Below are 14,179 nucleotides of genomic sequence, written 5' to 3' on the forward strand. Positions count from 1 at the left end.
CGCAGTGAAAACACTACCTAACTAAGATCAGCGTCGCTCAAATAATAAATTCGCTAGCAGATAACTGGGCGTGGCGTACAAAAAGAACGACGCAAGCCCCCCAGCCTGCGTCGTTCCAACGAGATGTTAGTTATCGAGAAAAGATAATTACTTGCGACGACGCATGATGCCCAAGGTCAGCACAGAGGCGCCAAGCACCATGGCGTACGTCGACGGCTCGGGAATAACCGAGCCTGTAGTGTCGATCGTCAAATTCGAGATGGTTGCGATCATGGGACTGCCGTCGAAGTCCTCGCCCCAGGCATCACCACCAAAGTTGAATTGTATCTCGTCAAAAATGCTGTTGATCGTGGTTAAGTCGTTCGTAACGGTCCGCGGCGTGGAGAGCGTTGGGCTGCTGTAAGTAATCGACATTTCATCGACGTCAGTACGCTCGATCAAGAGCGTCATCTGATGCGCGGTGATGCCCATCGAATTCAGCAACTGATACTTGCCGAGATTCGTGTCACTGGAGCCACCCACTTTCTCGCCAAAAGTTAAGTCTCCATTCGTGTCGGTATCGAGCGGGTTCACACGCGCCTGATAGAAGTCGCCATCGGAATTGGCGAAGTTGATATTGAAGGTTGAAGCAGTGTTGGTCGGCACGTTGTCCAACTGCAGATCAAACGTAATCGACATCGTCTCGTTCAGCCCAAGCTGGTAGGTATCCGGCAGGCTTGCCGTAGCAAAAGAATTCTTTGACGTGCTGATGCTGATCGTGTCCGCTCCCGAGCTGACTTCAGCGGCGCCGCCAGAGAAGTCAAAAGTCAGGTCGGAAACGCTGCTAACGATGGTTACCGCGCTAAGACTGTAAGCGCAGCAGGAAGTAAGACCAATGAGAAGAAGCTTATTCATAATGTTAAGAGGGGTTAGAGGTATTGATGGCTTCTATTAATAGGCATATCCCGCCGTGGTTCAAACACCGCGCAATGAAACCATATTCAGAAGCCTGGGTGAATTATCGACACAAAGACGATTCACTCAAGCCACCCATCCAATGGATATGGTTCCAGAGCGGGTTTATTGCGCCATCTTAAGCGGATTTTAAAATAACGGAAAAATTTAGCCCCCCTCCCCGGCGCACATGAGCAAACGCCCCAACATCCTCTGGATTTCCTTTGAAGACAGCAACCCATGCTACGGTTGCTATGGCGATACCGTCGCCCAAACGCCCAACGTGGATCAACTGGCGGCAGAGGGCTGCATCTGGCCCAACGCCTACTCCAGCGCGCCGGTTTGCGCCCCCGCGCGCGCTGGCGTTATCACTGGCATGTATCCGATCTCCATTGGCGCGCAACACATGCGGACCAGCCATAAGCAGGAGGGCATGCCCGGCGTGCCCACGCCCTATTCCGCTGTCATTCCCGCCCATGTAAAATGCTTTTCGGAATACTTGCGCGCCGAGGGCTACTACTGCACCAACAACATCAAAACCGACTACCAATTTACCCCGCCGATTACCGCTTGGGACGAGATCAGTTTTGAGGCTCATTGGCGCAACCGGCCTGATCCGGAGCAGCCATTTTTCGCGGTTTTTAACTTCGAGCAGTCCCATGAAAGCAATATGTGGGAGGAAAACTGCAACGGCTTGGTCATCGATCCAGCCGACGTAAAGCTGCCGCCGTATTTTCCAGATACGCGACGCGTCCGCGAAGCCATGGCGCGCATGTATTCTAATCTCGTCGACAACGACCGCCGCCTGGGCGAGCTGCTTGCTCAACTGGCCGAAGACGGTTTGGCGGAAAACACCATCGTCTGCCATTGGAGCGACCACGGCCCCCTGCCCCGCGGCAAACGCTGGCTCTACGACTCCGGGCTTCACGTTCCTATGATCGTTCGTTGGCCCGGACAGATTGAACCGGGCACGCTCAACGACGCCCTCGTCAGCACAATCGATCTCGCCCCCACCATGCTTGCCGCAGCGGGAGTCCAACTGCCACGCCACCTACAGGGCCAGGTCTTCTTCGGGCAAGAAACCAACGAAACACGCGACTACATTTTTGCATCCCGGGATCGCTTTGACTGCGCCTACGACCGCGTTCGCTGCGCCCGTGATGATCGCTTCAAATACATCCGTAATTATTACCCGGAAAAGGGACGCGCCGCCTGGCAGCCCTACATGCACCAGCACCCCATTATGCAGGAGCTCTGGCGCTTGCGCACCGAAGACGGGCTCAACGCAGTGCAAGAGGCGGCTTTCTTTGCGCCCAACCGCCCGCCGGAAGAGCTTTATGACACGCATGTCGATCCCGATGAGCTGCACAACCTCGCTGGCGATGCCGAGTACAGCGCCACCCTGCAACGCATGCGCGCGGCGACGGACCAGTGGCTGCGCGACGTCGGCGACCTGAGCGAACTCAGTGAATTCGAAATGGTGCGACGCTGGTATCCCGATGGCAAGCAACCCACTACCGCAGCGCCCATGCCCATCATCATTGATGCGCAACATCCGGGCGTGGAAGCCTATCACCCGGACGAAACCTATGAGACGCCCGCCTGGCTGATGCTGGAATGCTCCACCCAAGGCGCCTCCATTGCCTGGCGCTATGCGGAGGACGAACACGAGCGCTGGCGTCTTTACACCCAGCCGATCAAGCTTTCAGCCGGCGAACACGCCATCTCCGCGCGCGCCGTGCGCATTGGTTATGCCGACAGCGAACCGGTGGAAGTCCAGTTGCAACTCGGGGGCAAAAAGCAAACCCACGCGGAGGCCTACGTCAACGCGGGCAAGGACTGACCGTCCTTCCAGACGCCGTTGACCATTTCCACCAGTTGCCCCTGACTGGCGCCAGTCGCGCCGGAGCGAACCATCATGTTGAGCAGTTGAAGACCTCGCTCAAACAAAAGCACATTATCCCGGAAGTAGCCTGCAATCTCGCCGATTTTGGATGCATCCCACATGTTCACCGAAGCAAAGGCGAAGTCATCCGGCACGCGCACATTGATCTCATCGAGCATTTCCACCTCGTGGTGCGTATCGCCAAGGAGCACATCGGGCTGATATTTCTCCAGCCACTTGAGCAGTTTCTCGTTCGGCCCTTTTGCTTCTTTCGGATAAAAGAAGATAGGAATGCGGTTCTTGGCTGGTTGAACAAAACGCTGGCGGCAGTAGACGGCGCCCAATCGCTGGTCCATCGAAAACGATTCCGGATATTCTTCGAAAATGACGCCAAATCGTCGGTAGCCCAACGCCTCCAACTGCTTCCACACCTTCTCGATGCTGCGGAACTCATCATGCATGATGATCGGGCAATTTGGCTGCACCTGCGATACGTTGATGCTCACTGCCGCAAACCGCTGGCAGAGCTCAGTGATGTCGTAGGAGGTTGATGAGAGCAGGGAAAAAACAATGCCGGACACGCCTTGCGATTCCAGCCGGTGAATGAGCTTTTGCACCGTGGCGAACTCACTCATGTCAATCGGAATCAAGGTGTAACCCAGCGCCTTGGACGACTCCTTAAAGCGTTTAAACTGTGCAGTGGCGACGCTGGCGTCCTGCCCTGCCCCATCGTAAAGGAAGCATAAATTGAGCCCCTCGTCAGCACGACGTCCACGCCAGCGGCGCTCAATCAAAACCTGTAATGCCGGGTCCGGGCGATAGCCTAATTTATCGGCGACGCCCTGCACATGGAGACGCGTTTTCTCAGCCGTGCTGGGATCGTCCCGCAACGCTCGTGAAACGGTGGCCAAGCTGACGCCCGCCTCCTTAGCGACGTCACGCAGGGTAATGTGTTGGCTACTGTTCAGGGGCAGAAAATAAAATTTAGATTACTGGATGTAGCCCAGTGATCGCAGGAAAATGATCATCTGGTCGATTGTTTCCTGCTGATATTGTGGGCGGTTAAAAAATCCGTGCGTGGCGCCTTCGAAAAGGATCAGGTCGCAGCGCGTGCCAGCGGCTTCCATCTGGGCCTGGTATTCCAGCACCATGGGCAACGGTGAAACGTTGTCGTCATCGCCAATCTCCAAGAGGGTCGGCGGCAATTCCGCAATGCGGTGCAGTGGTGAAACGGTCTCCCAATCATTCACCGCATTCTTCACGTAGCCATGCGCGTAGCCATCGGGGCCTGTGCTGAGGACGGGATTCAGCAAAATCAATGCGGCCGGTTTGGTGCTGATCGCGGAATTTTCGCCCGGTTCATCTGGCGCATCGCTGATCGCCGTGCATTGCGCGACATGGGCGCCAGCCGAACCGCCGCCTGCTAAAATTTTATTCGGATCAATGCCCATTTCGACCGCATGCTCGCGGACATAGCGCAAGGCCGACTTGCCGTCCTGCACACATTCTTTCGGGCTAACGCCGTGGCTGCTCTTCGTCCGGTATTGAGCAGAAATGCCCACGATGCCTTGAGCCGCCAATTCACGAATGTAGGGATAAAATTGCCCAGGCTTGCCCTGCTTCCAGCCGCCTCCAAAGAAAAAGACGACCGCCGGGCGTTGGTCCGAAGCGGTGTGTCCCTTCGGGTATGCAACGTGCAGTTGCAAGTTCTCCCCCTCCACTTCTTTAAATTCGATCAGCTCAACGCCGTTCTGCGCCAGAGTTGCGTTAGTGAATGCAAAGAGCATCGTGAGGATTATCAATAATCGGGGTGTAATCATAGGATGAAGCAAAGCTGCTTCTAAACTTATGACACGGTATACTAGCGGCAAGGGCCATCAATTGAAACATTATTCACAAACAACGCGATTTCATGTATAATGTTACAAGGCAAGTCAATTGCCTGAACCCGTATAAAATTCAAAATAGTTGTTAATCCCCATGAAATATTTCGCTCGATTGCTTTCTATCGCCTGCCTGGTCGGCGCCTCAACTGCCTGCGCCGAGACCACGCGCCCCAATGTGCTCTTCATCGCCATAGACGACTTGAAGCCGGTGCTTGGCGCCTACGGCGACCCGTATGCACACACACCGAATCTCGATAAAATTGCGTCTCAGGGCCGTATTTTTGACAAAGCTTACTGTCAATATGCAGTGTGCGCGCCGTCCCGCGCATCCTTATTAACGGGTCTGCGCCCAGACACCGCCGAAGTTCTGGATCTAAAAACAGACGTGCGCGATGTCTTGCCCGAGGTGATTACGCTGCCTCAGCATTTTGGCGACTCGGGCTATCAGGTCGCGGGCATTGGTAAGATCTACCACGGCGGCCAGGCGAAAAACCAGGACAACGACATCTCTTTTGGCGGCAACTGGCGCTACACCAATGGCGGCAAAAAGCGCTACTACGAGCCCGGCAAGTCCGAAGAAGAAGATAGCCAACTCGCCAAAGGAAAAGCTTTCTGGAACGTTCGCCCCTCACTCACCGACCGCGGCAAAGTCGACGACCATGGCCTCGCCGACGGCAAGATGACCCAACAAGCCGTAGGCCTGATTAAAGAACTTTCGAAAACCCGCGAAAACACCGACAAACCGTTTTTCCTCGCAGTGGGTTACCAGCGTCCGCACCTGCCCTTCAATGCGCCAGAGAAGTATTGGGAGCTCTATGACGATACCGATTTCGGCTACGCCGATTACCGCGGCACGCGGCAAGTTCCCACCGGCTCGCTGCCTTGGGCGCCTCCCGGTGAAGGCGTCGAAATGCGCGCTTACGATGATTACCCAAAGGGCGGCATCAAAGACCCGGCATTCGCCCAGCACCTGGCGCATGCTTACTACGCCTGCGTCAGCTACGTGGACGCCCTCGTGGGCGAACTGCTGACCGAGCTCGAAGCATCGGGCCAGGCCGACAACACCATCATCATCGTTTGGGGTGACCACGGCTGGCATCTGGGCGACCACGACGGCTTTTGGGCCAAGCATTCCAATTTCGAACAAGCCACACGCGCGCCTTTGCTCATCAGCTATCCAGGCATGCCCAACCCCGGCGCCATGAATGAAAATGTCGTGGAGTTTGTGGATATTTACCCGACTTTGTGTGACCTCGCCGGCATCCCACTGCCTGAGCAGCCTGCCGAATTGGCGCTCCAAGGCTCCAGCATGGCAGGCATCATCGACAACCCTGATGCGCCATGGAGCAACCTCGCCTTCAGCCAGTTCAGCCCCATGCGCAACGTCATGGGTCACTCCCTGCGCAACGAGCGCTACCGCCTCACGGTTTGGTATGAACGTGGCAACAACCTCGACGAAAAAACACAAAACGATCAAGTCGTGCTCACCGAACTTTACGACTACCAATCCGACCCGGGCGAAACGAAAAACCAATATAGCAACCCGGCGTACCAAGCCATCGCCGAAGCCATGTTCGCTCAGCTCGATGCGGGATTCGGCTGGAAACACGCCCCGTAAGCCTCTCTTTTAATATGCTAAACATTCTCGATTTCGGCGCCGTCGGCGACGGCCAAACAGACAACACCCGCGCCATCCAGGCAGCGCTCGATAAAGCTGGGGAAACGCGCAGCACCGTCTACGTGCCCGACGGACGCTTCTGCACCGGGGCGCTGCGCATGCGGCCATTTACCGGCCTCTTCGGCAACCCGGCCTGGGGCTTTCGCGACGTGGGCGGCTCCATTTTGGAACTCAACGATCCCAAGGCCGACTGCCTGATCGACGTCACCCGCGCAGGCGGCGTTAACATCAATGGCCTGAGCCTGTCCGGCGGCGAACTCGGTAACGAAATCCACGGCATCAAGCTTGAGCAGCCCGATTATGGGGGCTGGGGCGAGGAAGCCACCGTCAGCGTGGAGCGCTGCCGCGTGGACAGCTTTACCGGCAACGGCCTTTATTTTAAACGCATCTGGTGCTTCAGCGTGCGCCACTGCATGATATCTCATTGTGGCGGAGACGGCATATGGCTGCGCGGCTGGGATGGCTTCATCATGGATAACTGGCTGACCGGCAATGGTCGCGCCGGCTTTGGCGCCTACGAGGAAAATGCCTCCGTCACCTTCACCGCCAACCGTGTGGAATGGAACTTTGGCGCTGGTCTCCTGATCCAGGGGGGGGACCATTACAACATCACCGGCAACTTTTTTGACCGCTCCGGCGGCCCGGCCATCGACATCAAAGACCGCGATGGCGTGCCCGCCTCACAACTGACGCTGACCGGCAACATCTTCTATCGCAATGGCAAGCCCGCCCGTTGCGGCAACCAGCCATACGATTCCTCTCACGTGCGCATTCGCAATGCGCGTGGGCTAGTGATGTCGAGCAATGTAGCCGAGGTTTCCGCAGACGACCCCAACTCGGAGTCGCGCGACGCCGCCTCGCCAGACTATGGGCTTGTCATCGGCGAACTCGAAAACTGCATCATCAAGGACAACATATTTGACCGCGGCTTTAAGAAAGAGCTCATCGTCGACTTGGGCAACCACGGCGCAAACGTCGTCCTCAAGGACAACATCGGTTCGATTCACCCCGGCATAACTAAAGCGGCCACCGCATAAAGCGTGGCCGCACATAACGCCGGTTGGCGTGCTTTTTAGAAATGCTCTAGCTAGACCGCACTACCCCTGACCTGAATTGCGGGCGGGGGTGTAAGTCTGAGGATCAGTGATTGCATGCGTCACATCCTCGAGCGAATACATGGCCTCCACATGGCCGTCATAGAAGACCGCATTGCAGCAATCTTCATGGCGATCCATGGCCGGATCGGTGCCCATGTTTTTATTGATGTGCCAATCCCACGAATCCAGAAACATGATGGTGCGCTCGGGGAACGCAACTTCCACCAATCGGTAGCGATGTTCATTGCCATTAGCCTGAACAATCATGGGATTGCCGTTATTCTTACTGTTCTGGGTAATTCCCGAACTGTCACCCAGGTAAGCGGGCGTGGTGTTATAGGCATAACCGAGATACCAGTGGGTCCCGTTCGAATTGCCATCCCAGCTTGGGCAGGAGAACTGCTCTTTAAAGTCTTCTGTCGAGGGATAATCCACGTAGTCCAAAACCGCATTGACCCAGAATTCGTTATCCTTCGGATTGGGCTTCTTATTTTGGGCGGCAGGCAGAATCCCCTTGTTGTCATTGGTCATGGAAATGATCGTCATGTGCAATTGACGCAAATTGGAGGTGCAGGTGACTTGGTTGGCCTTGCTGCGGATATTGCCGACCACCGGGATCAGGATCGACGCCAACACGCCGACGATAGCGAGCACAGTCAACAATTCAACGAGGGTAAAAGCGGGGCGATGGGATTTGGGCATGGGTATCTTAATTCTCCTCTAATCTAGCGTGTAAGCTAACCTCATGGCAACTCAATGCATTTGGAACATTATTCAGGACGATCAACGATCACTTTTCTTTGTAGTTTATCGGCGCCCAAGTAATTTACCTAATACAGCTAGGGAAAAGTATTTAGGCGGCGTTTTTTCGCATAAAATGGAGCAAATATTTCTCATTTGGCTGATAAAACGGAACTTCGCCCTTGATTTATCGTCTCCCTGCAACAACGAATGCTAATTCAGCAATTGAAACGCTCGTTTACTGCAGAGCGACTGCCGCTCCGGACGGCTCCTGTTCAGCCCCGACGCAGTACTTCAAATGCGCTAACTTTTTCTCCTAATACTCGTTGCACTTATAGGAGCGCCAGCCTGTAGAGGTTGGCGCTCCTTCTTTTTTGCCAATAATGAATACAGGCAAGCGCGCCTCGGCTAAACCTACACGCGTTGGGTGACGATAAGATAATCCAAATTCCGGCGGCAAATGAGTTGATTTACGCAAAGTGTGATCTAGCCTAGGCTGTATGTCAGAAGATGAGCTAACGCGTCCAATGGTGCCTGGCAGTCGCAAGCTGTTTCAAGCGCTGATGGAGCAGACGCCTGACCGCGTCTACTTCAAGGACCTCCGTAGCCGTTTTCTAGTCGTCAGCAAAGCCCTCGCTGAAAAGCACGGCTGCAATGACCCAGACGAATTAATCGGCAAAACCGATTTCGATTTCTTCAATGAAGAGCACGCACGCGAAGCCTTCGAAGACGAAAGAAACATTATCCTCTCGGGCAAACCGGTCATCAACAAGGAAGAGCGCGAGGTGTGGCCCGATGGCAGCATTACGTGGGTCTCGACGACGAAAGTTCCGCTCTTCCTGGAGTCGGGAAAAATCGCTGGCATCCTGGGCATCTCGCGCGACATCACAGACCAGCATCGCGCCCAAGCCGTCATCAAACACCAAAATGACATCCTTTCGCGCGACCTCGAAAGCGCGCGCCAAGTGCAAAAGTTGATGATCCCCGGCCGGGTGCCAGACTTCGACGGCATGACCGTTGGCGTGTCTTATCGTCCGATGGAAGCCGTGGGCGGCGACATCATTGTATTCCCGGTCACTCCGAAAAAATACACGTTTTTCTTCATCGGCGACGTCTGTGGCCATGGCCTCTCCGCCGCGATGTACACCGTGCTGGTGCGCCACCTGACTGATCAGTTGGCTGGCAAATACGACGGCACGCCCGAGCAATTCATGACCAGCCTGAATACGCTGCTGCTCGGGCAATTCAAGAACCGCTTCATGTCGGCGGTCTGCGGGCACTTCCTCCTCGCCGATTCCGGGCACTTAACGTACTCTGCGGCGAATGCCGGGCACCCTCCCCCCATCATTTACCGCAAGCAAACGCGCAAGCTGGAAACCATGCAGTTCAGCGAAAGCCTGGCCATGGGCCTCATGGATGAACCTTCGTCCCGCGAAGTCCACGGCGAACTCGACACAGGCGACCGCATGTTTCTCTTCACCGATGGTCTACCGGAAATCCTCGACGCCTACGGTGAACTTTCCTTTGAGCAATTGATCCGCTCGACCATCCAGCTTTCCCCGCAGCATCAGGCCGATTCCATCACCGAGCGCGTGCGCCAGATCGGCGATGAAATCACCATGGAAGACGACCTGACCCTGGCAGTGATTGAAGGGCCGTAAATCCCTTGCCTGGCTTGACTTAAGACTTCCTTGCGTGCATCATAAACTCAATGAACGCGCTGGATTGGCTGTACCCCGCGAAGGAGGCGACGAACCCCGAATACTGGTGGCAAGTCATCGCTGTCAGCATCATCTGGCTCGGCCTTTACTTGACCTTTCGCCCCAAAGCCGAAGAAAGCCCAGTCCGTTACAGCCCAAAGCTGTGGTTACGTGAGAATAAGGAACTCATCGCCCTCGCCATCGCTTGTGTGCTTATTTCCTCCGGGCTGATCCTCGCAGGGTTTCCAGCGCCGATCTTCCGTGTGGCCGCCACGATCTTTACCCTGTGGAGCATTATTGGTCTCGCCACATCCTTCATCCGAGATCGTTTCTGGGCACAATCGACCGCCATCATCCTCTTCCTGATCAGCGCGTTCGAAGTGCTGATAATTGACGACGTGATCGTGCAATTTCTTAAAGGCAAAAACCTGCCTTTCACTGCAGGCAACACAACGCTCACGTTTTGGGATTTAATCACCGTCGCCATCTCGCTGGCTATCGCGCTGTGGGTCGGCATCGGGCTGTCGCAGCTCATTGAGCGTCGCGTCGAAACGATTGACCGCATCAATCCCTCTACCCGGGCGCTGATTGGGAAATTCATCCGCATCATATTCATTGTCGTGGCAATGGTCATCGGGCTTACCTCGGTGGGCATCGACCTCTCGGCATTGACGATTTTTGGCGGAGCCTTGGGCATCGGCCTCGGTTTTGGCCTCCAGAAAATCGTCTCCAATCTGATCAGTGGCTTCATCCTCCTGTCTGACCGTTCCATCAAGCCGGGCGACGTCATCGAGCTCGAAGATACCTACGGCTGGATCAACAGCCTGCGCGCACGGTATGTCTCCGTGATCACCCGCGACGGCACCGAGCACCTGATACCCAACGAAGACCTAATCACCCAGCGTGTGGTCAACTGGTCCTTCAGCCACGACCGCGTGCGCATCAAGCTCGATGTAGGCATCGCCTACTCCGAAGACCCGCACCAGGCGATTGAGATTTGCAAGGCGGCTGCCCTCAAACAGAGCCGCGTCCTGAAAGACCCTCCCCCCGTTTGCCTGTTGCGCGGCTTCGGCGACAGCTCAGTCGACTTGCAACTGCGCTTCTGGATCCGCGATCCCCACGAAGGCGTCGCCAATGTCCAGAGCATGGTGCTGCTGGAAATTTGGGACCGCTTCAAGGAAGCCGGCATCGAAATCCCGTTCCCGCAACGCGACCTCCACCTCAAAAGCTCCACGCCGATCATTGTTCAAACGACGCCCAAAGCGCCAGACGCCGAGGACGAAACCCTATAAAACGAAACACAGGCGAGACGCCTGTGCTACGGATTAAAATCATTTGCCCGATGGGCAAATCTATCGATCCAACCGGAGGTTGGTTAGCAGACGAGGTCTTTGAAGTGGCTGAAATCGGCGTCGAAACCACCTTCGCGGCCCTTGTTGATCACGGCCACCGCGTCGTGCGAATGCAGCGACTCCAAATGCGCGCAGGCGATCTGGAAATCCCGAATGCGGCGGTCGGCGTCAAACTGCTCATAGAGCAGACGAGCGGCGTCTTCGACAAACTTCACATAAGCCCCGTTGAGCTCGGCAAACGCCTGCTCGTCCTCACGCTTCACCATCACCTGGGTCTCGGTCTTCAGCGCGGCGAGGCAGAGCTGCTGCACTTCTTCAAGGCTGATTAGCTCGCCCTGACGCACCTCCAGCGACACGCGCGCTTTACTGCGCTGCGAGTGCGGGATGCCGTAAATGTTGCGCGAATCACGAGCGTGCTCGCTCAGCTCCGAGGAGCATGGGCAAGCCGACGAATACACGAAGTCAAAGTGGATGACCTTGCGGAAGCGGTTCAAGTCGTCGAGAAAACCTTCAAAGGCTACCTGGTAATACTGCCAGCCCTCCAAATTACTGCGGAGGCTTGGCTTGAGGATCGGGTAGCTGAAACTCAGCTTGAGGCGCGCGCGGCTGCTGCCAATTTCCTGCTTGTAGCGGAGGAGAATTTCTTCGAGCAGTTCGAGGTCGAATACGCGGTCTTTAAAATCGTAGAACACGCGCATGATGCGACTCATGTTAATGCCCTTGGCGTCCGCGGCCAGCGACACCGTCCCGGTGACGGATGTTTCCAGCGTGATCTGGCGCTGATCACCAGTCAGGAACAAGAGCGGCAGGCGGAAGTTGTTGATGCCCACCTGCATAATCGGCACATTCGCGCCATGTATGTTGGCGCTGTCGGCATTCTGCATGTCCGGCAGGGACTCGCGATACTCAGGAGTCACCTTGAAATTATGGTCATAGCGCACCTGCGGCTTCGCGGGCTTGGAAGCGGCTGTCTGCGGGTCGATGCTGGAAAGTGGATCGCTCATTTTGATAGTGACGAACCAAGCAACGTAACACAAAAAGCCAGTTGCGCAACCCCCATTTCAAGCGGAGCCTAATGGCCTGGAAGCGCCAAATTATTGAACCGTGATCAGGTCTACGCGGCGATCTTGGCTGGATGCGGCGCTGCCCTTGGTGGCGCTTTGGTCAGCCTGAAGTTCGCCCATGGCGAGGACTTCCACACGGCCGCCATCAATGCCCAACTGCTCAAGATAGGTCTTCACGCTGTTGGCGCGGCGGTCGCTGAGACCGTTGTTGTATTCCGAGGTGCCAATGGCGTCGGTGTGGCCTTCTGCAATGAGGCGGGCCCCGGGATTGCTGCGCAGGTAGTCCGCAGCGGCGTCCACCTTGGAACGCTCTGCGGCAGGTATGCTGTATTGGTCAAAGCCAAAGTAAACGGAGTCCATCACGTTTTGTGGGCCGTTCATGCCGTCGCCCATCCCGCCATTAAAATCGTTGCGATCCGACAAGCCATCGTCGTTCCAGCTATTGTTGCTGTAAGCGCCACCGGCGCCAGCAATGTCCGCTTCGTTAATGAAGCCGTTACCGCCATTGGGGCGATTGGGCTGACCTAGCACCGTATCTTCGGGCTTAGGCTCGGTGTCGGAACAACCGGAGAAAAGTAAAACTGCAAATAAAGATACAAAGGCGAAGTTGAAAACGCGGGACATGCCGCCATAGTTTTGCATGCCAAATACTAGGCGCAAGTCATTTTCATGGTATCCGAAAAAAAACCCGCACCCGAACCGGCTTTATTGCTCGTTGACAACGGCTCTTTACGCCCGGAGGCCATCCACGGTCTCCGGCGGACCGCCGACAACCTGACCGAACGACTCGGACGACTGGTTTCACCAGTCTCTGTTCTGCACTCCAGCAAGGTCCCCCCCGAACAACTGGACGGCTTTCCCGCCGAAACCTTTGCCCCCGCCCTGAGGCGCAGGCTCCACGCAGGCCAGCGGCATTTTCGCGTGCTCCCATATTTCATCGGACCCAGTCGGGCGCTGACTCAATACCTACCCGAGGTCATCGCAAAACTCCGCGCCGAGAATCCGGAATGGGCGGACCTCCGCGTCGACATCGCCCCCGCCCTCTTTGATGAAACTTGTCCTGACGACCGCTTGCCCCGCGCCCTCGTGGAGCGGATCGACCATACCATTGCACGCCATCAACTCAAACAGCCTGCCGTGATCATCGTGGACCACGGCAGCCCGGAACCCAAAGTCGCCGCCGCACGCGATATGATCGGCGCGCAAGTTCATCAGCTATTGGGCCAGCGTTGCAGCGCCTTTACCGTTGCCTCGATGGAACGCCGCGATGGCCCGGAGTATGATTTCAATGAACCCTTGCTTGAGCGAGCGCTGCGCAATCCCGACTTTGCCCGCGATGTTGTCGTCGCCTTGCTTTTTCTTGGGCCAGGACGCCATGCGGGCGACGGCGGCGACATCGCCCAAATCTGCTCCGCCGCAGAAGCGGATGTAGACGGCCTGCACTGCGTTCGAACCGAGCCACTCGGCAATCATCCACTGATCGAAGAAATATTGACCGAACACGCCAGCCTCCGACTGGACCGATAGATTTGTGCATGGCGCACAACGCCAATCCAACTGGATCAGGCAGGGGCGCAGTTTCCAGACAAGCCGCCCTGACGCAGTGCTGGCAAAATGCGGTTGCCATGCAAGGCCAAGCTTGCTTGATGCCGCAGTAGGTGGCCGTATGGAAGACTTGAGCGAATGCGGCGTCGAACAAGCTCAAGCCCTCCTGCACTTCCGAACGAAGCGGCAGAACAGGACGTTCCGCGTCACCTTTCTTTAAGACAAAAAAACGCGCTCCATCCGGAACGCGTTTTCTAAAAGGCAATTGCCCCTCGGCATTTGCCCCCTGGGCAAATCC

General features: G+C 56.1%; 12 protein-coding genes. 6 read left to right on the forward strand and 6 right to left on the reverse strand.

Annotation, left to right across the window (positions count from 1 at the left end):
- Positions 1-147: 147 nt before the first annotated feature.
- Entirely contained in the window at positions 148-894 is a 747-nt protein-coding gene (locus tag RBB63_RS06210) for a PEP-CTERM sorting domain-containing protein (protein WP_309382189.1), read from the reverse strand.
- 229 nt (positions 895-1,123) lie between these two features.
- Here RBB63_RS06210 and RBB63_RS06215 point away from each other — a divergent pair, with 229 nt between their 5' ends.
- Complete coding sequence (locus RBB63_RS06215; protein WP_309382191.1) at positions 1,124-2,776, forward strand: sulfatase family protein; 1,653 nt, start codon at positions 1,124-1,126, stop codon at positions 2,774-2,776.
- On the opposite strand, the gene RBB63_RS06220 is transcribed toward RBB63_RS06215, so the two are convergent.
- Both RBB63_RS06220 and RBB63_RS06225 read right to left on the reverse strand, forming a co-directional pair.
- On the reverse strand, positions 2,752-3,792 hold the full coding sequence (locus RBB63_RS06220) for a LacI family DNA-binding transcriptional regulator (protein WP_309382254.1): 1,041 nt from the start codon (positions 3,790-3,792) through the stop codon (positions 2,752-2,754). The two genes, RBB63_RS06215 and RBB63_RS06220, sit on opposite strands and share 25 nt — an antisense overlap.
- A gap of 15 nt (positions 3,793-3,807) precedes the next feature.
- Positions 3,808-4,605, reverse strand: coding sequence for an alpha/beta hydrolase (locus tag RBB63_RS06225; protein WP_309382193.1), 798 nt, complete (start codon positions 4,603-4,605; stop codon positions 3,808-3,810).
- Between the two features lie 193 nt (positions 4,606-4,798).
- On the opposite strand from RBB63_RS06225, the gene RBB63_RS06230 reads away from it, so the two are divergent.
- Both RBB63_RS06230 and RBB63_RS06235 read left to right on the forward strand, forming a co-directional pair.
- Positions 4,799-6,322, forward strand: a complete 1,524-nt coding sequence (locus RBB63_RS06230; RefSeq protein WP_309382195.1) for a sulfatase — start codon at positions 4,799-4,801, stop codon at positions 6,320-6,322.
- A 14-nt stretch (positions 6,323-6,336) separates the two neighbouring features.
- Positions 6,337-7,419: a right-handed parallel beta-helix repeat-containing protein gene (locus tag RBB63_RS06235; RefSeq protein WP_309382197.1), complete on the forward strand. Its 1,083-nt coding sequence runs from the start codon at positions 6,337-6,339 to the stop codon at positions 7,417-7,419.
- Between the two features lie 60 nt (positions 7,420-7,479).
- Here the strand turns inward: RBB63_RS06235 and RBB63_RS06240 are convergent, their stop codons facing one another.
- Complete coding sequence (locus RBB63_RS06240; RefSeq protein ID WP_309382199.1) at positions 7,480-8,181, reverse strand: type II secretion system protein; 702 nt, start codon at positions 8,179-8,181, stop codon at positions 7,480-7,482.
- 539 nt (positions 8,182-8,720) lie between these two features.
- On the opposite strand from RBB63_RS06240, the gene RBB63_RS06245 reads away from it, so the two are divergent.
- Together RBB63_RS06245 and RBB63_RS06250 are read left to right on the forward strand one after the other, a co-directional pair.
- Positions 8,721-9,881 carry a SpoIIE family protein phosphatase gene (locus tag RBB63_RS06245; protein ID WP_309382201.1) on the forward strand — a complete coding sequence of 387 codons (1,161 nt, stop codon included), beginning with the start codon at positions 8,721-8,723 and terminating at the stop codon, positions 9,879-9,881.
- Positions 9,882-9,931: 50 nt separating this feature from the next.
- On the forward strand, positions 9,932-11,212 hold the full coding sequence (locus tag RBB63_RS06250) for a mechanosensitive ion channel family protein (RefSeq protein WP_309382203.1): 1,281 nt from the start codon (positions 9,932-9,934) through the stop codon (positions 11,210-11,212).
- 83 nt (positions 11,213-11,295) lie between these two features.
- Here RBB63_RS06250 and folE2 read toward each other — a convergent pair whose 3' ends face one another.
- Together folE2 and RBB63_RS06260 are read right to left on the reverse strand one after the other, a co-directional pair.
- Positions 11,296-12,276 (reverse strand): GTP cyclohydrolase FolE2, encoded by a 981-nt coding sequence (gene folE2 / locus RBB63_RS06255; RefSeq protein WP_309382205.1) that lies wholly within the window; start codon positions 12,274-12,276, stop codon positions 11,296-11,298.
- A gap of 90 nt (positions 12,277-12,366) precedes the next feature.
- Positions 12,367-12,960, reverse strand: coding sequence for an OmpA family protein (locus RBB63_RS06260; protein WP_309382207.1), 594 nt, complete (start codon positions 12,958-12,960; stop codon positions 12,367-12,369).
- Between the two features lie 45 nt (positions 12,961-13,005).
- On the opposite strand from RBB63_RS06260, the gene RBB63_RS06265 reads away from it, so the two are divergent.
- Positions 13,006-13,863 (forward strand): sirohydrochlorin chelatase, encoded by an 858-nt coding sequence (locus RBB63_RS06265; RefSeq protein ID WP_309382209.1) that lies wholly within the window; start codon positions 13,006-13,008, stop codon positions 13,861-13,863.
- Positions 13,864-14,179: the final 316 nt, after the last annotated feature.

The organism is Cerasicoccus frondis (genome assembly GCA_031296915.1).
In the GTDB taxonomy this organism is placed as follows: Bacteria; Verrucomicrobiota; Verrucomicrobiia; order Opitutales; family Cerasicoccaceae; genus Cerasicoccus; species Cerasicoccus frondis.